Here is a 22,995-nt window from a genome sequence, read left to right as displayed (position 1 = left end):
ATTTTGTCAATTGGGAAACTTACCCTAATTTGACTGCACCAACTAACAACCAACTATGAGGCACTTTAGCTGCGTCTTCCTTTTTGTTTTTGCGTTTTTTACAGCGAACGGACAAGAAAACGAAAGTTCTTGGAGAACCAACGCCAGAATTCTAAACCCAGAATTTTTAGTCGGACAGACCTTTGAGTCCAACAGCAACTTTCCAGACACTGGTCTGCAATATCAGTTTGTGATGAACTTTGGCATGAATAACGCCAACAATCCGCAGCAATGGGCACAACGCTTAAAAGCTCCGGTAACGGGTTTATCTCTAGGCTTGACCAACTTTGGAAACAGAGACAGTTTGGGCCTTGCCGTGTCAGTCATTCCCTATGTGCATTTTAGACTTTTCAATAACGACAAGTTTACCGCCCGCGTGGGTATGGGTGGGTCTTATCACACGGATAAATTTGACGCGACAAAAAATCCCAACAATCAAGCGGTCACTACAGATATCACCTGGGCATTTAGAACCGCTTTTTACTATCGATTTTTACAAACAACGATCACTGATTGGCATTTTGGGATCAACTACTCCCACCATTCCAACGGACATACACGGCTGTTGAACCAAGGGTATAACTCAGTCTTGGCGAGTGTTTCTGTAGCCTTTCACGAACCGGAGTTTGAACTTTTACCAGAAGGCAGTTTACCCACCTATGACAAAAGCACACAGAATTATATCTCCCTGCGCTATGGGCAAGGTTTTAATGTCTTGGCACTAGCCATAAACGACCAACGCAGTGTTTACAGCTTTGCGGGAGAATTTGGAAGGGTTTACAACAATACCTTTAAGCTGGGGATTGGCTTTGGATACCGCCTCTACAAACATTATTACGACTATATAAAGAACAATGAGTCCTTGGTTCAAGACGGCCGGGAATTTGACTTCTTTAAAGAAGATCCGTGGCGTTACGCCAGTAATTTTGCCATAACCTTTAATGGAGAGTTCCTGCTGAATCACATTGGGCTGGACTTGCAGCTTGGCGTGAATTTACACAAGCCGGGCTATCAAATAGACTGGCGATTGAATGAAGGTTGGGACAACACCCCTAGGGAAGTTCCTGAGAGCTGGCAGTTGGGTGAATTCAACTCCAAATATCAGATCAAAAAACTGATCTCATCGCGCTTAGGGCTTAAATACTACCTGATTGGTAACGAGAAATCGCCTAGACATAATGTGTTCCTTGGAGCGCATTTACAGGCCAATCTAGGGCAAGCCGACTTTACAGAATTCAGCATTGGTTATGTTTACCAATGGAAACGCAAAAACTCAAAATAAAATGGACATCGCAATTAAAGTAATCGTATCACTGGTTGCACTGCTACACCTATACTTCATGTATTTCGAAATGTTTGCTTGGGAATCACGTGGTCCAAAGGTGTTTCGAGGATTCAAAAAGGAACTCTTTAAGCCTACCAAAAGCATGGCTGCTAACCAAGGTTTATACAACGGTTTTTTAGCTGCTGGCCTGATTTGGTCGCTATTTATTGCTGATGAATTATGGGCTGACCAAGTAGCTCACTTCTTTTTAGCCTGTGTCTTAGTAGCCGGGGTTTACGGCGCGATCAGCGTGAGCAAAAAGATCTTTGTAGTACAAGGAATTCCTGCCTTAATAGGACAAATCTTATTGATCCTTAAGTATTACGCCTAGGCGTTCAAGTAATTATTTACGTTTGAAGTAATTCGCTCGGTGATGTTTGAGAGATCAGCACGCTGAAATTCCGTTCCTGTGATGTGTTCAAACAGTTCAATATAACGGTCAGATACACTGTCGATGTACTCGTCACTCATATCAGGAACAGTCTGTCCTTCCAAACCTTGGAATCCATTAGCGATCAACCATTGGCGCACAAACTCCTTAGAAAGCTGCTTTTGCTTTTCCCCACGATCTTGACGCTCTTGATAGCCCTCTGCGTAGAAGTAACGGGACGAGTCTGGCGTATGTATCTCATCGATCAAAACAATTTCTCCATCCTTGGTCTTTCCAAACTCGTATTTGGTATCTACAAGGATCAATCCGCGTTTCGCTGCTAGTTCAGTACCGCGTTGGAATAATTTGCAGGTATAATCTTCTAAGACTGCGTAGTCAGCTTCTGAAACAATCCCTCGTTTTAGAATATCTTCTCGAGAGATGTCTTCATCGTGATCTCCTTTTTCTGCTTTGGTTGCCGGAGTGATGATCGGCTCTGGGAAAGGGTCGTTCTCTTGCATCCCTTCTGGCATAGGAACGCCACAAAGCATACGTCGGCCTGCCTTATATTCTCTAGCGGCGTGACCACTCATGTATCCGCGAATCACCATTTCCACCTTAAAAGGTTCGCAAGCCTTTCCAATAGCCACATTAGGATCTGGAGTAGCAACGAGCCAGTTTGGAACTAGATCTTCTGTATCACGCATCATTTGTGTGGCGATCTGATTCAAAATCTGCCCTTTATAAGGAATCCCTCGAGGCATTACAACGTCAAAGGCGCTGAGGCGATCCGTAGCTACCATCAGCAACATATCGTTATCTAGAGTATAAACCTCTCTCACTTTCCCGCGGTAAACGCTTTGTTGCCCTGGGAAATTAAAATCAGTGGACATTAGAGTTCCCTTCATTTCAGTTGCGGTTTTCGATTTGGTTATACGCAGCAATTACTTTCTTTACCAGACGGTGACGAATCACGTCTTTATCGTCTAAATGTACAATACCAACCCCTTTAATATCTTTCAATACCAGAAGTGCTTCTTTGAGTCCAGAGATAGTACGACGCGGAAGGTCAATTTGTCCTGGGTCACCCGTGATCATGAATTTAGCATTCTTTCCCATACGGGTTAAGAACATCATCATTTGAGCATGCGTGGTATTCTGCGCCTCGTCCAGGATCACAAAGGCATTGTCTAAGGTTCGTCCGCGCATAAAGGCCATTGGAGCAATTTGAATCACTCCTTTTTCTATATACGAAGCCAACTTCTCTGGCGCAATCATATCGCGAAGCGCATCATAGAGTGGCTGCATATAAGGGTCCAGCTTCTCTTGTAAATCTCCGGGTAAGAAACCGAGGTTCTCCCCTGCCTCTACTGCAGGACGTGTTAGAATAATGCGTCTAACTTCTTTTTCTTTCAAAGCTTTTACCGCTAGGGCAACACCTGTATAGGTCTTACCGGTACCCGCAGGCCCAATGGCAAAGACCATATCGTTCTTGCGCATGGTTTCTACCAATTTGCGCTGATTGACCGTTTGTGGTTTGATCAAACGTCCGTTGACACCGTGAACAATAACTTCTCCGCTGCTTTGGTCCGTTTCATAATCGGCACGACTCGTGCTGGTCAAAACGCGTTCAATTACGTTTTCATCCAGCTTGTTGTATTTGCCGAATTGCTCCAAAATCATGGTGAAGCGTTTGTCAAATTCCTCTAACAGTTCTTCATCTCCGTATACTTTGATCTTACTGCCGCGTGCTACAATCTTTAGCTTAGGGAAGTACTTTTTTAGCAGTTCTATATTGGCGTTGTGCTGACCAAATAGCTCCCGAGGATTGATCTCGGTGATTTCAATAATAAGCTCGTTCAAAAGCGAGGTGGTTTTAAGATTGCAATAAACTTAGAAATACTTAGTTTTGTTTGAAACAAAAGTAGGTTATTTTTACCTCAAAGAATTAACAAAATATCAACAATCCAAGGGATGCCAATTATCACCTTAACAACTGATTTTGGAGAGAAAGATCACTTTGCAGGAGCAGTAAAAGGGGGCATTTACAGCGCACTAGACCAGGTGCGGATTGTAGATATTTCCCACTCCATCTCACCCTTTCACATCAGTGAAGCGGCTTACATCATTCAGAACGCCTATAAAAGCTTTCCGGCAGGAACTATTCATATCATCGGAATTGACTCAGAACTCAATCCGGAGAATAAGCATATTGCCGTGTATTTGGACGGACATTATTTTGTTTGCGCAGACAACGGAATCATTTCTATGATCACTCAGGAATTCCGACCAGAAAAGATGGTAGAGATCAACATTCACGATCGTTTAAAGAGTAATTTCCCGGTTTTGGATGTGTTTGTAGAGGTAGCCTGTCACATTGCTCGTGGAGGGACCTTGGATGTTATTGGGAAGGATATTCAGCAAATCAAACAACTCAAAGGGATCACTCCTGTGATCAATGCAGATACCTCCCAGATCATTGGGAACGTTATTTATATTGATAATTACGGCAATGTGATCACCAATATCAATCGCACCTTGTTTGAGAATACGCGCAAAGGTCGTGGCTTTAATATCTCTGCCAGAACCGTCCGCTTCAATAAGGTTTTTGAACGCTACAGCGATGCCATTAACTTTGACGTCCATCCAGATCGCAGGGAGGAAGACGGCAAAAAGTTAGCCGTTTGGAACTCTTCTGGCTATTTAGAGCTGGCCATTTATAAAAGTAACCCCAGTACCGTGGGAAGCGCTTCTACCCTTTTTGGTTTAGGCTATCGCGATACAGTAACCGTAAAATTTCTCTAATTCATGATTGCCATTATAAAACGTGAAATTGCCTCCTTCTTCTCTTCCCCAGTCGGGTATTTGGTGATCGGGGTGTTTTTGTTGGTCAACGGTTTGTTTCTTTGGGTTTTTGACGGTCCTTTCAATATTCTCTATGCAGGTTTTGCAGACCTAGCCAGCTTATTTCAATTATCTCCTTGGATCTTGGTTTTCCTGATCCCTGCCGTGAGTATGCGAAGTTTTAGTGAAGAAAAACGCAGCGGAACCCTTGAGCTTTTATTGACCAAACCCATTAGCACCAGTGGCTTGGTATTGGCCAAATATCTCGGCATTATACTATTACTGCTCATAAGTTTGTTGCCCACCTTTTTGTATTTGCTGAGTTTAGAAAGCTTAAAGATCGATACCGACCTGTTGGACTACGGAAGTATTTTCGGCTCGTATTTGGGGCTCTTTTTTCTCATGGCTGCCTTTGCCAGTATTGGTGTGCTGGCCAGTAGTTTGACCAGCAACCAGATCGTGGCCTTTCTATTTGGTGTTATTGGTTGCTTCGGAGGGTATTTTGGCATTCAGGGTCTCGCAGAGAGTATTGGCTCAGGCGCTGGACTGCTCAATGATCTGGGCATGCAATGGCGGTACGAGGATCTGGGTCGAGGCGTCATAGATCTCAAGCATCTATTGTATTTCCTGGCTTTTATCTTATTGTTCTTGACCGCCACAGAAATGGCCTTAGTTCGTGGACGAAAGCAGATCCAACCCAAGCGGTTTATAAGACCAGCTGGGCTATTTGTGGCCTTGGTTGCAGTTTCGTTTATTTTGCCGAGCAAACGTTTTGACCTAACCGCAGATAAGCGATACAGTCTTAATGAGGCTACAGTAAAGCTTCTGGAAAAAGCAGAGGCTCCTGTAAATGTCACCGTCTTCTTAGAGGGTGAATTCCCTTCTGAATTTAGAAAGCTTCAGGCAGAGACCAAACAGCTCTTACAAGGCTTTAAAAGTGTCAACAGACGCGTCACTTTTGAATTTGTCAATGTCCTAGAAGATGAAGAGAACCCCGAACAGGTTCAACAACAGTTGGCCAATATGGGCATCTTACCGGCTCGTGCCACCGTGCGTCAAGGTGGGCAAACCAATCAGGTATTGGTCTATCCTTGGGCCTTAGCCAATTATCAGGACAAAACCGTCGCTGTTCCACTACTCAAGAATCAGCTCGGTACCGCCATGGAAGAGCGTGTTTTGAACTCCATCCAAAATCTGGAATACGCCTTTGCGGATGGCTTTTCTAAAGTGATCGAACCCAAAAAACGCAAAGTAGCGGTACTCAAAGGTAACGGACAGTTGGATGACGCTTATATAGCAGATTTCTTTAGAAGCTTAAGGGATTATTATTTTATCGCTGAGTTTACCCTAGACTCCGTAGCCACCAATCCGAGCGGGACTTTGAGCAAACTCAATGAATTTGATCTGCTTGTTTCGGCCAAACCTACGCAGCGCTTCAATACTGCAGAAAAGTACATTCTGGATCAATACCAAATGCAGGGAGGGAAATCCTTGTGGTTGGTAGATGCCATTACCATGGAAACAGATAGCCTCCAACTTACTGGAGAATATTTGGCCACTCCAAAAGATCTCAACCTTACCGATTTCTTTTTCAAATACGGAGTCAGAATTAATCCCAATGTAGTACAAGATGTCTATTCAGCACCTTTGGTGTTGGCCACTGGAGACGGCCAGGAATCTCAATATGAACGTTACCCTTGGTTCTATACTCCGCTTACTGCAAGCGGTAGAGAGCATCCGATCACCACAAACATTGAGGCCGTTAAATTCCAATACGCCTCTGGCATTGACACCTTGGATAATGGTATAGACAAGACCATACTGCTGAGCAGTTCGCCTCTGTCTGCGCTGCGGGGTGTACCAAACTTGATTCGTCTAGAAGAAATTGAAGGATTTCTTAAAACCGTTGGTGAGGGTCCAGACCCGGCACGTTACAATGCTGGAGAGGTACCTATGGCGGTTTTGTTAGAAGGTGAATTTTCTTCAGTTTTTAAAAACAGACAGAAACCTTACAGCTATTCTGGGCATAAGGATGAAGGAGTTGCTTCTAAAATGGTTGTGGTTAGTGACGGCGATCTGATCAAGAATGAACTTCAAGGCAACAGACCTTTAGAATTGGGCTACGATCGTCTTACCGGAAACTTCTATGGCAACAAAGAATTCTTGCTCAATACGGTCAATTATCTCTTAGACGATAGCGGACTTATAAACATTCGATCCAAAGAAATTGCGCTCGCCTTTTTGGATCAACAAAAAATTACCCGAGACGCGACCCAGTGGCAGGCGCTAAACATCTTGTTACCATTGACTTTGCTGGGCCTCATTGGATTCGGTTACCGCTGGAGCAGACGCCGTAAATACGCCCGCTAGTTGTTAATAAATTAGTTTCCGCAATCGGCAGTGATGCGATATATTTGTAGTAGTAGCGAACACTTGTGATTCGCAGTCACACACGATATTCACAGCGGATGAAATTCATAGTATCAAGTACCTATTTACTCAAACAATTACAAGTATTGGGTGGTATTATCAATAACAACAATACCCTACCCATCTTAGATAACTTTTTGTTCGATTTGGACGGCAATTCCTTGACGGTATCTGCCTCAGATCTTGAAACCACTATCAGTGCCAAACTGGAAGTAGAGAGCAGTGAAAGCGGACAGGTTTGTATCCCTGCGCGTTTGCTTTTAGACACTTTAAAAACCTTTCCAGAGCAACCCTTGACCTTTACTGTAGAGGACAATAATACGGTAGAGATCAGCTCCAATCACGGGAAGTATGCTTTGGCCTATGCCGATGGTGCTGAGTTCCCATCTGCAATTGCCTTGAGCGATCCAAGTACTACAGAGATCATGGGTGATGTTTTAGCAACAGCCATCTCTAAAACGATCTTTGCAAGTGGAAACGATGATCTTCGCCCGGTAATGAGCGGTGTGTTCTTCCAATTTGCAACAGATAAATTGACCTTTGTTGCAACGGATGCGCACAAGCTCGTAAAATATGAGCGTGCTGATGTGGCTGCTGCCGCTGCTGCAGAGTTCATCATGCCTAAAAAACCATTGAATCTCTTAAAGAGCATCTTGGCAGGTAGCGAAGAGCAAGTGAAAGTAGAATACAATGAAGCCAATGCGAAGTTCAGCTTTGACAATACTACTTTGATCTGTCGTTTGATCGATGGGAAATACCCGAACTACGAAGCGGTAATTCCAAAGGAGAATCCAAACAAACTGACCATAGACCGCAACCAGTTCTTGAACTCGGTAAAACGTGTGTCTATCTTCAGCAACAAAACAACACACCAAATACGCTTAAAGATCGCAGGAGCAGAACTCAATATTTCTGCAGAGGATATCGATTACAGCAACAAAGCCGAAGAGCGCTTGACCTGTGACTATCAGGGAGACGATATGCAAATTGGCTTCAATTCCAGATTCTTAACAGAAATGCTGGGCAACCTAAACAGTACAGACGTTTCCTTGGAAATGTCGCTTCCAAACCGTGCAGGAATACTAACGCCTGTAGACGGCTTGGATGAGGGCGAGCAGGTAACCATGCTCGTCATGCCGGTTATGTTAAACAACTAACCATTTTCAGTGTTAATTAATAAAAGCCGCTTTTTAAGCGGCTTTTTATTTGATTGATGTTCAGTATGGTTTATTTGATGAATTGCAAGGTAAAAGGATATTCAAAGAATTCGTTATTGCTCGCCTTGATTCCTCCGATGATTGGTATGATCAAGGTTAAAAGGCCAATTCCTATAAGCATGAGTATTCCCAATCCGAACAAAAAGATGCAAGGAATAGCTACAATGGCTGCAATGAACATAGTGATTTGAAAGTTCAGGATCTGCTTTCCATGATCATCAATAGCTGTATCGCGTTCACGCTGAGACAGCCAAATAACTAGTGGCACAATGATCCCTCCAAGGCCTGAAACTAAATTCAGCAGCTGAGAAAGGTGCATGATCACTACTAATTGGTTGTTTGATTTAGTGTTGCTGTCGTTGATAACTTCCATGTTTTAAAATAAAGAGGCTAATACAAAGTATCCGAACAAGAATCCAAGGCCAAAGAGCAAAGCAACTATGGCAAGTTGTTTGATTTTTGAAGGATTATTTTCTATGGTCATTTGTGGTTTTTGCTTTATTAGTCGCGGCCCAATTAAAATGTTACAGCCAGCTTTGAGTCTAACTATAGTGCGAATTAGCTATTTTTGCGCTGTGATTCAACAAGAGACCATAGTAGCGCTAGCCACGCCTCCAGGAACTGGAGCCATTGCCGTGATTCGATTGTCTGGCCAAGAGGCCTTTGACATTGCTGACCAACTCTTTATCTCTATTCACAACAAACAACTCAAAGCGCAAAAAACACACACGGCCCATTTGGGACATATTGTGGCAGATGGACAAACAGTTGATGAAGTACTAGCTATCTTATATAAAGGACCTACCTCCTACACCGGAGAGGACGTGGTGGAGTTTTCTTGCCATGGATCGCCTTATATCCAACAACGCATCATTAACTTGGCTTTAGCCTCAGGCTGTCGAGCGGCCAAACCCGGGGAATTTACCCTTCGCGCTTTTATTAATGGGAAGATGGATCTCAGCCAAGCCGAGGCCGTTGCAGATCTTATTGCTTCGGACAGCGAAGCGGCACATCAAGTAGCCATGCAGCAAATGCGTGGTGGCTTTTCTGAAGAGATCAAAACCCTCCGTCAAGAATTGCTCAACTTTGCCTCGCTTATTGAATTGGAACTCGATTTTAGTGAGGAGGATGTGGAATTTGCCGATCGATCTGCCTTTGAGGCACTTTTAGAACGATTGCAAGCTGTCCTAAAACGCTTGGTGGATAGTTTTGCAATTGGGAATGTGATCAAACACGGAATCCCGGTAGCTATTGTTGGCGCGCCAAATGTAGGGAAGTCTACCCTACTCAACGCCCTGCTCAATGAGGAGCGCGCCATTGTCTCTGACATAGCCGGAACCACAAGAGATACCGTAGAGGATGAGATCAGTGTGGGCGGCTTGAACTTTAGATTCATTGATACAGCCGGAATCCGCAACACAGAAGATACCGTAGAACGCATCGGAATTGAAAAGACCTTTGAAAAGATAAACCAAGCGCAGGTGATCATTTATCTTTTGGAGGCCCAAGAAGTTCTGGCCCAACCGCAGGAGTTGATTCAGCAACTCAGATCCTTAAAAGAGAAACATCCGCAGAAACCTGTATTGGTAGTGGCCAATAAATTAGACCTGCTCGAAAGCTCGCAGCAATCAGAAGCAAACGAATTACTAGAACAGGCTGTAACCGACTTACCCCAAACCCAAAAGGTATTGATGTCTGCCAAAGCCAAAGAAGGCGTAGAAGCGCTGCAAGAAGGTCTGTTGGAGTTTGTGAATACCGGCGCGCTAAAGAACGATCAATCCATAGTGACCAACAGCCGCCACTATGACGCCCTGCTCAAAGCCTTGGAAGAGATCACCAAAGTACGGGAAGGTATGCAGGCCCAGCTCAGCGGTGACCTTTTAGCCATTGATATTAGACAGGCGCTCTATCATTTGGGAGAGATCACTGGAGAGATCACCAATGACGAGCTTTTAGGGAATATCTTCGCGAACTTCTGTATAGGCAAATAAAAAAGCCCCGCGTTAGCAGGGCTTTAGATGTTAGTTGAAAACAGAGAACAACTAACGCGTTAAGGATTAGTAAAACTTTTCAAAAACCTCATTTTTTAACTATCCTCCTAATCACCCAGCGCCCGTTAGATTTAAGCGCTACAAAATAGATGCCTTGTGATAATTGGCTCAGAACATCTGTTGTAAGGGTGTTTCCTATAAACTGCTGATTTTGATCATACAACACTTGGCCAACTAAATTGGTCACTTTAAGCCTCACCTCTTGGTTGCTCAAATCGGTTGCAGTAATATTCAATAGTCCATTACTTAGGGGGTTTGGATACATGCTGATCTGCTCAAGGGATTGATCTTGAGTGTTAAGGACCGGCTGCTCAAAACTCAGACTGAATCTTGAACTGGCCAATCCAGGACCAGCTTGAAAACTATAAATTGATTTACTCAAATTAATTACGGTATTGGTAAGGTGATCGGTCAAGAATACTTCCACACCTTCTATTTCAACTCCTTCTAGATGATCAATACTGATGGTAAAGGTCTCTAGACTTGGAATTTTACTCTCCATTCCCAATTCTATAATCATTTTAGGATTGAAGGCTTCTCTAGCTTGAATTGCCAATTGACTTTTATCTGCCAGGGTAGAGAATAAACTAATACTCGCATCCACACGCTGACTGTCATAACCCGCATCAAAACCTGTGGTGGTCTCGTTGAGGAAACCTACGAGAATCATACTTGAGTTGGAATAGTTTTGACTGTCCATACGGAGCCAAATTCTATTTTCCGAACTGAAGGACTTTAAGGTGGTGTTGTTGCCAGTCACTCTCAGGTCATTGGTAAACTCAAGGTCTGTCCCCGCTTCTGATTGTTGAGCGAGTATTCCAAAACCCTGACCCGATGCCATATACTGGGTGGGTGCAGTTCCTCCGTTATTGGCTGCAACACCTCCCGTGAGGTTGAATATAGAAATGTCGTCCATAGAATAATTCGACGGATTGAACCCAGGATTACTAGCATCTGGTGCCGTCAAATGTTCCCAGAAATACACTTCATTTATGGCATCGTTGGCCAGGATGAAAGCTTCTGTGTCTATTGCAGAGGCATAGGGATTACCTACAAGATTAAAGTTGTTTTCTGTTGCAGGACCGTTATAAACAACAGGTACAGTGATGTTTCCGCTGTTTAAAGTTCCTTGCGTATAGGTATGCGAATACGTCGCTGCTCCTGCCGCGGTACTCGGCTGTGGCAATACTAAGTAGCCTTGACCCACATTTAAATTGGAAGCTGGCCCTAGGTAATCGCCGTCATCATCTAAAAAGTTCAAACCAGTGATCGCAGGATCTGGATTCGGCGTAAAGAGCGCCGGGAAGATCTCTAAAACTCGGTGTGCTCCACTGTATACTCCTGTTCTAGACTCACCAGACATTGGTGAAGACAAGGCACTAAAGTCACGTACGTCTAGCGTTGGAGTAACCTTAACGACTTGGATAGTACCGTTATTTACGGTTTCTGCAGTTTCTGCAATTTGAACTACACTACCGGTATTTTCAATGACTAATGTTCCATTTACGTTAATGTTTCCACGCGCGCTTAGATAAGTATTGGCGCCAATGGTCAGCGTTGTAGATGCATTTACTGTACAAGTACAGGCATCAATACTAGCAATAGCTCCTGTATCGTAGTCTGCTGCAATGACAGCATTCTTAGTAATATCAGGCGTTCCGTTATCCCAACTTGCTCCCGTATAGGTAGTCACGTCAAGACCTGTACATACCGGGTTTACACTCAAAGTAACTGTAAGGGTGTTTAAAGTATCACCACAAGCGTTCTCTAAGGTGGCTCGGTATTGATAACCGTCATAACTGATCGGGACATTCTGCAATGATAGTGTTGTAGTAGTTGCTCCGGAATAGACCGAATCATCTGTGATATCCGTAAATGAGCCTCCTCCAGTGGTGTCAACACTCCATTGAATTGTGGCAAAATTGCTGGCTACAACCGTGAAATCGGTAGACGTATCCAATTCAATACTGGAATTATCAGGCTCTGTAGTTATAGTAATTGGATCACAGCAATTCAAAAGCTCCTCCATAGGTGTGATCCCACAACCTACCGTCTGTGTGAACAATCCCATCGTGTAAACAGCACCATCTATGTCCGTGGCAGAAAGCTCGTAATTACTCACCCCATTTGACAAAGCATAGTGCATTACCTGATCCGTATCAATCACGTGACCCAATTGGTGAGTATGTCCTAATTCGTGAAGGGCAACTGTTTTAAAGTCATACTGAAAAGTTCCAGGAGTTCCTGAGCCGTAATACCAGTTAGTATCATCATTCCAAACTATATCCAACTCATTAACAATGGCGCGGTTGGTGGTTGGGCATACTCCCAGATATCGGCTAGTCACTCGTCCGAGAACTCCAGAAGGAAGCTCGGCGCCGTTGTCAAAACGAACGATGTTGATGCCATCTGCTGCAGCTACATCTGTCGTCGTGGTGCTACCAATAACAAAGTTGATATTGGATTCACAACTCCACAAACTCAAGGCATCCTCAAAGAAAGGCTGAGCCGCACTAGAGTCAAAATCAGTGTGGTAGTTAAAGGTAAAGCCACCGCTGCCGTTATCTTCTTGCAACACGGCTGGATAATCTGTAGTGCCATCTGACGCATTGATGTGATTATAGGTAACCGTTAGCACAGAACTACTTGATGCCGATTCTGCTGTTGCATTGGTCACTGTGAAATTACCAGTACCCGCTAAATAAGGCACCTCAATTTGAATTTGTGTGTCTGACCAACTCACAATTTGAGAATCCAATGCGGTCTCCATAGTGACACCTCCGGAATTAGAGTCCGGAAAGCTCACCGATCCAATGGTAGCACCAAAGTTGGATCCGTTAATGGTCAATACAGTCTGAGTTCCCGCGCTCACCGTAGATGGTGAAAATGAGGAAATCACAGGAGTGGCTCGTGTACCAGACCCAACGCTGGCTTTTGTGGGGCGTGCTTCCATTTCAACGAAACTAGCACGGGCCGCACCCTCAACGTTGTCATACAAATTGTCAATACTGTTGTAAGTCTCAAAAACACCAGCAGCTTGGTCCGTAAACTTGTTGTATTTAATTAACCCTTGAGCAGCACCTACCAATTCATATAAGGTCCCAGAAACATCTAAGCTTCCGCTAAAGGGCTTCACAAAGAGCATCCCGACAGTACCGGGCTCCATTTTAGCCTCTGAGGAAGTAACCTGAATCTGATCATCAACGTGTCCCCCCATGGTCACTACTTTTATTTCAGTTTCAAGACTACCTCCCAGCGACTTAAATATTTTCACTGTGTGTACGGTATAAATGTTTAAACGGCCACTATCCCAAGAACCTTGGCTATTTAGAACAGTTCCTTCTACGATCTTTGTTGCCTCTGCTGCTCTATCGGTTAGTGAAACAGGGCTCATTAATGCTGAACATTCTTGTGAATTTACCGTAAAAGGTAAAACCAAAAGCAACAATGCGAGTAATCGAAATTTCATGTGGATTGGATTTGGGTTGATCTTAATTTCTATGGTTGTTTGGTCTATGAACTTCTTTTTTCAGAAGTCGTTCATTTCTTCAATTGTCTAATTTTCTCCTCTACCAATTGAAGCTCCTTAAAGTGTGCTTTCAAAAACTGCCGTTGTCTGGTCATCTCGGCAGCAATAGAACCGGTTGGGCTTGACTGCTTTGATTTAAACAATTTGTTTTTAAATAAAGAACACATTCGAATTTCTTCGTGGAATTAGTACAAGTCGAAAATAGAAAGCAATGCACCCTTAGCCAAATTTACATGGGGTGCAAAAGCGGGTGTAATATAACAATTTGCTGATTTACAGTGTGTTAATGTATTCGTCTAAAGAAGCCTCAGGGGTTAATCCTAACTTCTTTTTAATGCGGAAACGGGAAGATTTGACGGCTTCTAAAGAGGTATTTCTCAGGTTTGCCACTTCTTTCCGATTCAATCCGATGCGGATCAATGAACAAATCTCTACGTCGGTTTTGGTCAATTCTGGGTGTGCTGTTTTTAGCTTTTTAATGAATTCAAAATTGACCTGTTCAATATTCTGTTTGATAAGCATCAACTTAGTGTTGTCTGCTTTACTCGCTTTGAGATCTGCAATAATACTCTTGAGGGTAATCCCTTCATTCTCATTGGATAACTTTTGAAGATTCTCCGCAATGCGCTCTTTGGATTTTATGTATTGGATCGTCTCATTAAGCAAAACATTAATCTCTTCTGTTTTATTAGCGATCTTGTTGTTGAGCAGAATGTTTTGATAGGCCTGTTCTTTGATCTTTTGACGATTTCTAAAATAGATGATCAAACCGATCGCGAGAAAAGCGAGAGATAATAGGGCAATTAAGGAATTCCTTTTGTTCTCCACTAATTTCTTCTCGGACTCTAAGAGTTCAATTCTGGCATCTTGTTCAGAAAGTTCGTTTAAGCGTTTTTCATTTTCAAAAGCCGCCTGATAGTATAAAAAGGTGTTGTTCTTCTGAATTTCGTAAATGGAGTCTTTAATATGGGTATTGCGCTCAAGCAACTCAGCAACTTTACTAATTCTACCTTGTTCAGCATAAAGAGTAGCTAACTTATCCCGAGCCTGAATTTGCGCTTCAAATTGATTGGTTCCTTCAATGGCCGCTATCTCTTCCAAAGACGTTATCATAGCCAATTGATTTTCAAAGATTTCGTAATACGCTGCCTTCGCTGTGAGTATATCTATTTTAAGATATGGTGTGCTCCTGGCGGTCTCTAAGGAATCCAGTCTTGCGTACATTATTTTGGCCTGGGATAATTCCCCCATTCCACAAGCCAATAACAGTCTGTAGTTGGCCTTGAAACGATCATAATAAAATTTAGAATACGGATCAGTCACACTATCTTCTAATGCATCCATCGCATTCAAATAGCCGTTCATCTTTTCAAAGTTGCGCTTGCTGTAATAGGCTATAACGTTTTGCCCTAGTAATTGCAAATAAGACAAATTGTCCTCATTTGCCCGGGCTTTTTGAATAAGGCGTTCACGCTCCTGAATACTCTTATCAACAAATCCATTCTTTTTGTAGAGTGAGGTCAATTCTGCACCAACGAGTATGGCATATTGTTGATCCCCCAAGAGATCATAAAGTTGTTCAGCGCGTTCATAGTTTTGAATGGCTTGCAAAAAATCATTCACATCAGATAGCGCTTGACCCCCAAAGAAAAAGGCATCTGCAGCAAAAATTGAATCCCCGCTGGTCATAAAATGCTCCGCAGATTGTTGATAATCTGCAATTGCCTTTCAAAGCAAGTTTTTATCGTAATAGGCTGCTGCTCGCTTTAGTTTTAAATGCCCCAACGAGCTCGGCTCTTTAAAATAATCCTGCAGATTGAGCAAGGAATCTGCCAACAGCTCTGCTTTATCAGTAAGTCGCTGGTTGAGATAATATTGAATCAAAAAGCGCGACTTAGAAGTCAACAGATCATATTCCTTTAGTGCCGAAGCCTGTTGCAAGTATTGCTTTAAAAACACTTCTTGCTGAGGATCATTAGCCCGAACAAGCGCCCTTGTCAAGGCATCAAGCGTGGACAGCTTAATTTCGGGGTCAGAAGTGCTATTTAAAGCCGTCTTTAAGGAATCCACTTCCGATTGAGCGAACCCTAAGTGCTTGAATACCAAAGTGATACATGGGTGAACTAGCGACTTTAGCATTTCGGGCGAATTTACTTCGAAAATACGGAATTTTAAGCTCTAATACAGGGGTGCAAATGGGGTGCACTAAAAAAATGATCCCCAGACCATTTAGCCTGAGGACCATCTCAAATATTGTAGATAGAAAACCTAAGCTTCTCTAGTTACAGTTCTCTAATTCACTAGCGGCATCAGAATAACCGTTATCATAGGCCTTTTGGAAATACTCACACGCCCATTCCTTAGCCTCTTGGGTATCTCCAGATTTAAAGATCAATCCAGCAGCGTAATTAGAAAATCCATCGTTAGGGTCAACCTCCAAAGCTTTGGTAACATCGTCAATGCCAGCATCCACATCACCTTGCATTACCATATTGAGCAATCCGCGGTAGGCATAGGCTTCTGCCACATCTCCGTATTTTCTAAGGATGCCATTGATCTTGCTCATTGCTCCCTCATAATCGGCCTCTTCCAGCATAGCGCGCGCCTCGGCAATCTCGTCATCCAAAGAATTTGCACTGTTTCCTATTGGAGAAACTGGAGTTGCCGGCTTAACCCCACCTGATGATTTTTTGGTAATTGATGTAGAACGACCAGAATTTACCGGAATACCAGATATACCTTGGTCCGAGATCATTTTTTTGAACATTTCAAAATACTCCTTCAGTGGATTATAGGCCATTGCGATCCCGTTATCGGTAAAGGAACCTTCCTCAATGGTCTTTCCGTTTTGCTCCACCAGATAAACCATTTTCTCATCATTCACAGCAAACTGAGTGACAATCCCTTTGTCCTCATTGGTGTCTTCAATGATAAAAGCGTCAGAACCACCTTCAAAAGTAAGTGTAGCCCAAACATCGGTATCTGGACCTAAGGCAAATATTATGTTGTCAGATTCTTTGTTGTAAGCCAAAATAGGCCCTGTTGTGGCCTCTCCACCTTCATTCTTTGAGATGAAGATTCCGTTGTCAAATTGCTGAGCACCCCAACCGTTGCTGCAATCCCCGATAAAGCAATCTCTACTCGCGTCAGCCTCTAAGTAATCTTCTTGGGCGAGATCATCGTCTGAATTTACAGGAAAATGCACCCCACCTTCTGTAGGAGCTATAAAGTAGCGATCACTCAAGGGACTCGTATTGAAGTACAAGGCAGTGGTTAATTTTACATCGTCAATAATAATACCCAAACCAGTCAAGGTGCCTGCAACGAACTCACCGTAGATTGCAGTTTCACCGTCCGCGGTTACTAATATACCCAGGCCGTTGAACTCACCGTCCTCAAATCCACCATAATAAGTTCCGGTGTCGTTAGTGGTAACTCCAAAACCATTTTGGCAATCTCCTTCTAGGCATTGGGCGATTCCCATTAAAGGAATCATGAAAAATACAGTAATTAAAGCTTTCATGTGGAATAATTATTTGCCCAAATATAAAAGAACCGACCCTTTTAGTGTATAGGGCAATTGTCGTATAATAGTTTTAATAGTTTACTCGGATTTGGTTCCTTTTGCTGCACTGATGTACTTTCCTACCACTACAGCGGTAATGATCACTAGATAAAATTGACCCGTCAACCCTACTAAGATCACTGATTTTTGAGCTAGCGCACTTACAGGTAACATATCGCCATAGCCTACAGTCATCAAGGTGATATAGCTAAAATACATCAAGGGTTCAATAAGTTCTCGGCCACTGCTAATGGCTTCATTCATCATAGCTCCTTGAAATGATCCAGGATTTAGCCACTCGATCAAAACAAAAATAAAACAGCCAATCAGTCCTAAAGAGATATAGCCGCTAACCAGCCCATAAATGACATTTTTATTGACTTGTTTGGCCAACCAAACTTGCCTGATTATCTCTAATGCGACCAAGGTGTAAAAAATAAAGTAACACCCAATGCGGACGATCTTTAAATTGGCAGAATCGATATTGAATAAAGAATCCACTCCGAAAAGCCCACTGCTAATCAGCAATAAAATAACAAACAACCAAAAGTATCGGCCCTTTCGGGAAACCAAGACCAAGCCTGTCACTAAGTTGATCATTAACAGCAGCGGTGCCACAAAGGCGTCAAAAGGCTGTCGTGGAATGATCAACGAGCCAAACAAAATGGCTACTTGAGAGAACAAGAACAGTTCAAAACGAATGTTGTATAAACGATCGATCATTACTCTTCTGCCAAAGCGCGGTTAAAGGTGTAATTCTTGTAATTGATTCGATAAACAACACTGTAGAAGGTTGGAATGAAGATCAATGTGATCACCGTACCAAAGAGCAGTCCGATCATAATACTCACGGCCATTCCTTCCCACATCTCTCCTCCACTCAAATAGAGTGGAATCAAACCGAGCACAGTGGTAAATGTAGCCAGAAGAATAGGGCGGAATCGTTGCAGACAAGCTACAATGACCGCTTCGGGTTCTTCTCGTTTCAAGACATTTTGCTCCACTTCCATCCTATCGATGAGTACAATTGCATTGTTGATCACAATACCCGCAAGAGAAATCACACCTAAGAAAGGCATAAATCCAAAGGGTTCTTGGAACAACAACAGACCAACCACAACTCCTATAATTGCTAGTGGAATGGTCAAACAAACCATAACCATCTTTCTAAACGAATTGAATTGAATGATCAAAAGCAAGACTATGATAAAACCAGACAGCGGTAAATACTTTACTACTGCTCCCATGTTCTCTGCCGTATTTTCTGCATCACCTCCATATTTATAGGAATAATCGGCACCCCACTCTTCTTGCTGTCCGTCAAGCCAAGGGGTGAGTTCCCTATTGATTTGAGAAGCATTAGCTCCTTCCTTTAATTCACTGGATACGATTACCGTTCTGTAAATATCCAGACGTTTGATCTTGCTGTATTGCCATTTGGGAACGATACTCGCTACTTGAGAGAGCGGAACGCTCTTCCCTGTGGACTGGGAATAAACATTTAAGGTCTCCAGAGCTTCTAAGGTTTGCTGTTGACTGCCTAAACTGCGCATCACAATAGGAATGGACTTATCATCTTCACGATACTCACCCGCCTGAAAACCATCTAAAACAGTTTGCAAGGAGGTCGCAATATCTTGATTGGAAATTCCTGCGGTCTGACTCCGCGCTTGATCAATCTTGATCTCAAACTTTTTACTCTTAGGTCCCCAATCGTCTTTGACGTTCTTGGTTCCGTTAATTCCGCTGAGTTTGGATTTGATCTGATCTGCAATAGTGGCCAAAACATCAGGGTCTGGTCCAGAGACCTTAACCTCTATCGGAGTCCCTCCACCACCAGATCCCAAAGCACCTACTTTGATATCCGCATTAGGGAAATTGGCAAAACAATAGGCATCTAAGCGCGCAATCATTTCATTGTTGACCTCAAAACTTGAAGTGTTGACCAATAAGTGTGCATAGCTGGAATTGGCCTCGTCTGGAGAGTAACCCAAATCATAAGATTCAGGACCTTCCCCGATATAGGCAGACCAATCAACAATACCGTTTGCCCGCTGGGCACTGACTTGCAGAGAATCTTGCATAAAATCTTCGATACCCTGAACCACATCTGATGTGGATTCAATTCGGGTTCCCAAAGGCAGATTCACATCTACTGTGATCATATTTCTATCGCTATCTGGGAAGAATACAAAGAGTACTTTAGTGAAACCGTAAAGCGATAAAAAGAAGGCAACAAAAATGCCTAATAAGACCATATACTTCTTAGACAGCGCTACCAGAATCAGATCTAAATAATAGCCTTTAAGCTTGCGAATCACACGGTCAATAACGCTTTCCTTCTTTTCTGCGTTTTTATTCATCTTTAAAAACAAGTAACAGAACAAGGTGATCACCGTTAAGGCCATGATCCAGGAAGAAAGCAATGCTAAAGAGATCACCACAAAAATAGGCCCCACAATATCTCCCATAGTCGATTCCGCCAAATAGAAAGACAAGAAGGCTGCAGAAGTGGTTAAAGTTGATATCAGCAAAGGAACAAAGAGCTCCGAACAGGCTTCTATGGCCGCTTGTTTCTTTTCTACGCCCTGTTCCATTTTAACCATTATGGTCTCTGCCACTACAATGGCATTGTCTACCATCATTCCTAAAGCCATGATCAATGCGGCTAAAGTCACCTGGTTGAGTCCCATGCCAATAACGCCCATGAGCATCAAAGTCATGACCACTACAATAGGGATCAAACTCGCAATAATAGCTCCGGAGCGCAATCCTAGGAATACCAGCATTACAATAAGTACAATAGATACCGACTGGAGCAGGTTTACCACAAAATCGCTGATCTTGACATCGATATAGGTGTCCAAAGAAGCCAAACGTTGGATTTCCAGCCCCACGGGCAATTTCTGGCGCCATTTGGCCATTACCTTATCCACGTCCGTCCCCAATTGGATCACATTTGATCCTTCTTTAAGGCTGACGTGCATGGAGATGGCGTCGCGTCCGTTTACGCGTACCCTTTGTTTTGGTGGATCGATATAACCGCGCGTGACCTTGGTAATATCGCCAAGCGGAACCAATTGATTGCCTGAACTACCCACTGGAATCAAGGTCTCCCGAATATCTTCTATGGAATTAAAATTCCCTGTGGGTTCTAAGATGATCCGCTCTTCATTCAAGTTGATCTGCCCTCCACTACTGAGTATGTTTGTGGATTGGATGATCTGCTGCAGTTTACTGGATGAAAGCCCGTATTCCTTAAGCTTAGCGTTGTCAAACTCTACAAAAACACGCTCTTCTTGCTCTCCCCCTACCTCTACTTTAGCTGCATCGGGAAGTTTAATAAGATCGTCTTTGATATCATCGATATACTCTTTCATCTCTGCGTAAGAGAATCCGTCTGAGGTGATCCCAACCACAAGGCCGAAGACTTCTCCAATACCATCATCTTTTAAGTCTGGTTTTACCCCAGAGGGTAAGCCTTGTAAAGAGTTCAGTTTTCTGCGCAGACGATCCCACACCGCCTGCATCTGCTCTGGCGGAACCTCATCCTTTAAAGTAACTTGCACTACGGAAAGCTCTGTTCTGGAGGTAGAGGACACTTCTTTGAGTTCCGGGAGTTCTTGGGCTACCTTTTCAATTTTGTCGGTCACCAATAATTCTACACGCTCTGGTGAGGCTCCTGAGAAAAATGAAACTACAGATGCCACTCGAACCGTATATGGAGGCATACTGTCTCTAGGTAGGGATTGATACATCACTATCCCCATTAGCATTATAGTAGCCAGGACCGTAAAGGTGATTCGGTTCTTATTGATCGAAAATTGAGTAATGTTCATGCCGTATCGATTGAATTAAGAACCTATTGAATTGTTACTTCCTGTCCGTCTAACAAGGTTTGTAGCCCTGCTGTAGCGATCTTCTCTCCAGGCTTGAGACCATCAATGATCTGAAAACCAGCTGAGCTTAAATCTCCTACTGTTACACGGCTTTTCTTGACCACCGTTTTATCCGCTTCTTGGGTAATCACAAAGACAAATCGGCCTTCGCTGTCCTCTCCCACTGCCTGAGCCGGTACACGGATCATCATATCTTTTGCAGAATCTTCTCCCAAGGCAAAGGTCACATTGGCTGCCATCCCTGATTTAACATCATCACTGACACGGTCTAAAGTGACCATGGCCGGATAGGTAGAAGTATTGAGATCTACTGCCGGCGAGAGCTCGGTCACGAATCCTTTGAAGCTCTGCCCCTCCAAAGAAGAGAAGTTGACATCTACGGGCATATTCAAGGAAACATTATTGATAATGCTCTCAGGTAAGCCCAAGGAGATCTCCATCTCCACCCCAGCATTGAGCACAGCAATGGCTTGGCCTGCTTGAATATTCTCATCTACTTCTGCGGAAACTGCCGTGATCACACCATCTTCTGGCGCATATAGGAAACCGTATCGTACCTGTTCGCGCTGAATAGACACCTCGCGCTTGGCAGACTCATAACTCTGCTGAGCGGTCTTATACGAGTTTTTTGCAGATTCAAAATCCGTTAAGGAGGCACTGCCTTTCTCATAGAGCACGCGGATACGATCTAAGGCCAATTTGGCCGTATTCATTTGAGACTCGGCACTGTTTACGGAGGTTATTGCACGCTCTAGGCTTAATCTCGCTGAAACATTGTCCAATTTGGCTAAAAGTTGATTTTTCTTAACCTTCTGACCTAGTTTTACATCTAACTGCACCAAAACTCCAGAGCTTCTAAAACTCAAGTTGATCACCTTTTCACTTTTGGCTGTTCCACTAAAGACGCGCTCGGTAGCTGAACCCGCAGTGGCTACCTCGGTATATTTCACCGGTCTTGGATCGGCCTCTTTGACTTCTTCTTCAGAGCCGCAGGACATTAATAAGGTCGTGCATACAAGGGCTAGTAAGCTGTATCGCAAATACTGTAGTTTCATCATTGCTGTTTTTTTGGATTGGGCTTGATTAGTCATTGGCATTCATATATTCCAGGAATCGTTGCTGAAAAGCATTGTTCTCTTCCTCAGTGTGTAACAAAAAGTTATAGGAGATAAAGCGCTCCAATTGGATGGCTGTCAAAAGGAAATTATAGGTGGCACTGGCCTGAGCCAATTGCGTTTGCAAATAATTGTTTTGCGCATCGATCAGCTGAATGATACTCACAGCACCTTCTGAATAAGAGGTTTGGACCAGGTCTAAAGACTCTTCCGCAGCTGCTACCGATACTTCTGCCAGGCGGATGTTGGCAATCTGATTGATCAAATTCAAAACACCTATACTCACATTGGTTTCAATGGCCAGTTCAGTGTTGGCGGTATTGACTTCCAACTGTTCTTTCTGAATTAGCGCGGTCTGTCTGTCGATATTATTTCTAAAACCGTCCAAAATAGGCACCGAGACATTCACGCCCACATTGTAATTGTCTGATGGATCTGGATCGATACTCCCGACACCCCATTGGTTGAAATTCTGATTGAAATTGGCTTGCAGGGCCACTGTTGGAATGAACCTGCCATATGCGTTCAGATCGATGGTGCGGTCTACCGCCTTAATGTTAAAAGCTAAGGATTCCAACTCTGGAGAGTTTTGCTTAGCTTCCTCAATGAGGA

General features: G+C 43.4%; 17 protein-coding genes. 6 read left to right on the top strand and 11 right to left on the bottom strand.

Going from position 1 to position 22,995, the window contains the following annotated elements; all coding sequences use genetic code 11:
* Positions 1 to 55: 55 nt before the first annotated feature.
* On the top strand, positions 56 to 1,321 hold the full coding sequence (locus tag HRT75_RS08150) for an acyloxyacyl hydrolase (RefSeq protein WP_291184957.1): 1,266 nt from the start codon (positions 56 to 58) through the stop codon (positions 1,319 to 1,321).
* Between the two features lies 1 nt (position 1,322).
* On the top strand, positions 1,323 to 1,694 hold the full coding sequence (locus HRT75_RS08145) for a DUF1304 domain-containing protein (RefSeq protein WP_291184955.1): 372 nt from the start codon (positions 1,323 to 1,325) through the stop codon (positions 1,692 to 1,694).
* Here the strand turns inward: HRT75_RS08145 and HRT75_RS08140 are convergent.
* Positions 1,691 to 2,641 (bottom strand): phosphoribosylaminoimidazolesuccinocarboxamide synthase, encoded by a 951-nt coding sequence (locus HRT75_RS08140; protein ID WP_291184953.1) that lies wholly within the window; start codon positions 2,639 to 2,641, stop codon positions 1,691 to 1,693. The genes HRT75_RS08145 and HRT75_RS08140 overlap by 4 nt on opposite strands.
* A 1-nt stretch (position 2,642) precedes the next feature.
* Positions 2,643 to 3,596 (bottom strand): PhoH family protein, encoded by a 954-nt coding sequence (locus HRT75_RS08135; protein ID WP_291184951.1) that lies wholly within the window; start codon positions 3,594 to 3,596, stop codon positions 2,643 to 2,645.
* A gap of 111 nt (positions 3,597 to 3,707) precedes the next feature.
* Between HRT75_RS08135 and HRT75_RS08130 the strand changes: the two genes are divergently transcribed.
* The 3 genes from HRT75_RS08130 to dnaN all read left to right on the top strand — a co-directional run bounded on the left by HRT75_RS08130 (position 3,708) and on the right by dnaN (position 8,164).
* Positions 3,708 to 4,538, top strand: a complete 831-nt coding sequence (locus tag HRT75_RS08130; protein ID WP_291184948.1) for an SAM-dependent chlorinase/fluorinase — start codon at positions 3,708 to 3,710, stop codon at positions 4,536 to 4,538.
* Between the two features lie 3 nt (positions 4,539 to 4,541).
* Positions 4,542 to 6,947, top strand: a complete 2,406-nt coding sequence (gene gldG / locus HRT75_RS08125) for a gliding motility-associated ABC transporter substrate-binding protein GldG (RefSeq protein ID WP_291184946.1) — start codon at positions 4,542 to 4,544, stop codon at positions 6,945 to 6,947.
* A gap of 98 nt (positions 6,948 to 7,045) precedes the next feature.
* On the top strand, positions 7,046 to 8,164 hold the full coding sequence (gene dnaN, locus HRT75_RS08120; RefSeq protein ID WP_291184944.1) for a DNA polymerase III subunit beta: 1,119 nt from the start codon (positions 7,046 to 7,048) through the stop codon (positions 8,162 to 8,164).
* Positions 8,165 to 8,234: 70 nt separating this feature from the next.
* Here dnaN and HRT75_RS08115 read toward each other — a convergent pair whose 3' ends face one another.
* Positions 8,235 to 8,597, bottom strand: coding sequence for a DUF4870 domain-containing protein (locus tag HRT75_RS08115; protein ID WP_291184942.1), 363 nt, complete (start codon positions 8,595 to 8,597; stop codon positions 8,235 to 8,237).
* A 202-nt stretch (positions 8,598 to 8,799) separates the two neighbouring features.
* On the opposite strand from HRT75_RS08115, the gene mnmE reads away from it, so the two are divergent.
* Positions 8,800 to 10,215: a tRNA uridine-5-carboxymethylaminomethyl(34) synthesis GTPase MnmE gene (gene mnmE, locus HRT75_RS08110; protein ID WP_291184940.1), complete on the top strand. Its 1,416-nt coding sequence runs from the start codon at positions 8,800 to 8,802 to the stop codon at positions 10,213 to 10,215.
* Positions 10,216 to 10,303: 88 nt separating this feature from the next.
* Here the strand turns inward: mnmE and HRT75_RS08105 are convergent, their stop codons facing one another.
* The 8 genes from HRT75_RS08105 to HRT75_RS08070 all read right to left on the bottom strand — a co-directional run.
* Entirely contained in the window at positions 10,304 to 13,744 is a 3,441-nt protein-coding gene (locus HRT75_RS08105; protein WP_291184938.1) for a T9SS type A sorting domain-containing protein, read from the bottom strand.
* Between the two features lie 333 nt (positions 13,745 to 14,077).
* The gene (locus HRT75_RS08100) at positions 14,078 to 15,493 is read right to left on the bottom strand and encodes a hypothetical protein (RefSeq protein ID WP_291184935.1); all 1,416 of its coding nucleotides are present in this window, start codon (positions 15,491 to 15,493) and stop codon (positions 14,078 to 14,080) included.
* A gap of 39 nt (positions 15,494 to 15,532) precedes the next feature.
* Positions 15,533 to 15,943: a hypothetical protein gene (locus HRT75_RS08095; protein ID WP_291184933.1), complete on the bottom strand. Its 411-nt coding sequence runs from the start codon at positions 15,941 to 15,943 to the stop codon at positions 15,533 to 15,535.
* Positions 15,944 to 16,082: 139 nt separating this feature from the next.
* Positions 16,083 to 17,327, bottom strand: a complete 1,245-nt coding sequence (locus HRT75_RS08090; protein WP_291184931.1) for a hypothetical protein — start codon at positions 17,325 to 17,327, stop codon at positions 16,083 to 16,085.
* Between the two features lie 81 nt (positions 17,328 to 17,408).
* On the bottom strand, positions 17,409 to 18,092 hold the full coding sequence (locus HRT75_RS08085) for an ion channel (protein WP_291184929.1): 684 nt from the start codon (positions 18,090 to 18,092) through the stop codon (positions 17,409 to 17,411).
* Entirely contained in the window at positions 18,092 to 21,208 is a 3,117-nt protein-coding gene (locus tag HRT75_RS08080) for an efflux RND transporter permease subunit (protein WP_291184927.1), read from the bottom strand. Before HRT75_RS08080 ends, HRT75_RS08085 begins: the two co-directional genes overlap by 1 nt.
* 23 nt (positions 21,209 to 21,231) lie before the next feature.
* Positions 21,232 to 22,326: an efflux RND transporter periplasmic adaptor subunit gene (locus tag HRT75_RS08075; RefSeq protein ID WP_291184925.1), complete on the bottom strand. Its 1,095-nt coding sequence runs from the start codon at positions 22,324 to 22,326 to the stop codon at positions 21,232 to 21,234.
* A 25-nt stretch (positions 22,327 to 22,351) separates the two neighbouring features.
* A partial coding sequence (locus HRT75_RS08070; RefSeq protein ID WP_291184923.1) for a TolC family protein occupies positions 22,352 to 22,995 on the bottom strand: 644 nt, incomplete at its 5' end.

This window comes from Gilvibacter sp. (genome assembly GCF_013214815.1).
GTDB lineage: Bacteria > Bacteroidota > Bacteroidia > Flavobacteriales > Flavobacteriaceae > Gilvibacter.
Note: the sequence above shows the minus strand (reverse complement) of the source record. Positions and strands in the feature narration are given on the sequence as shown.

Coding starts and splice junctions, on each gene's coding strand:
- HRT75_RS08150 (WP_291184957.1), top strand. CDS start 56: ATGAGGCACTTTAGCTGCGTCTTCCTTTTTGTTTTTGCGTTTTTTACA.
- HRT75_RS08145 (WP_291184955.1), top strand. CDS start 1,323: ATGGACATCGCAATTAAAGTAATCGTATCACTGGTTGCACTGCTACAC.
- HRT75_RS08140 (WP_291184953.1), bottom strand. CDS start 2,641: ATGAAGGGAACTCTAATGTCCACTGATTTTAATTTCCCAGGGCAACAA.
- HRT75_RS08130 (WP_291184948.1), top strand. CDS start 3,708: ATGCCAATTATCACCTTAACAACTGATTTTGGAGAGAAAGATCACTTT.
- gldG (WP_291184946.1), top strand. CDS start 4,542: ATGATTGCCATTATAAAACGTGAAATTGCCTCCTTCTTCTCTTCCCCA.
- dnaN (WP_291184944.1), top strand. CDS start 7,046: ATGAAATTCATAGTATCAAGTACCTATTTACTCAAACAATTACAAGTA.
- HRT75_RS08115 (WP_291184942.1), bottom strand. CDS start 8,597: ATGGAAGTTATCAACGACAGCAACACTAAATCAAACAACCAATTAGTA.
- HRT75_RS08105 (WP_291184938.1), bottom strand. CDS start 13,744: ATGAAATTTCGATTACTCGCATTGTTGCTTTTGGTTTTACCTTTTACG.
- HRT75_RS08100 (WP_291184935.1), bottom strand. CDS start 15,493: ATGACCAGCGGGGATTCAATTTTTGCTGCAGATGCCTTTTTCTTTGGG.
- HRT75_RS08095 (WP_291184933.1), bottom strand. CDS start 15,943: ATGCTAAAGTCGCTAGTTCACCCATGTATCACTTTGGTATTCAAGCAC.
- HRT75_RS08090 (WP_291184931.1), bottom strand. CDS start 17,327: ATGAAAGCTTTAATTACTGTATTTTTCATGATTCCTTTAATGGGAATC.
- HRT75_RS08085 (WP_291184929.1), bottom strand. CDS start 18,092: ATGATCGATCGTTTATACAACATTCGTTTTGAACTGTTCTTGTTCTCT.
- HRT75_RS08080 (WP_291184927.1), bottom strand. CDS start 21,208: ATGAACATTACTCAATTTTCGATCAATAAGAACCGAATCACCTTTACG.
- HRT75_RS08075 (WP_291184925.1), bottom strand. CDS start 22,326: ATGATGAAACTACAGTATTTGCGATACAGCTTACTAGCCCTTGTATGC.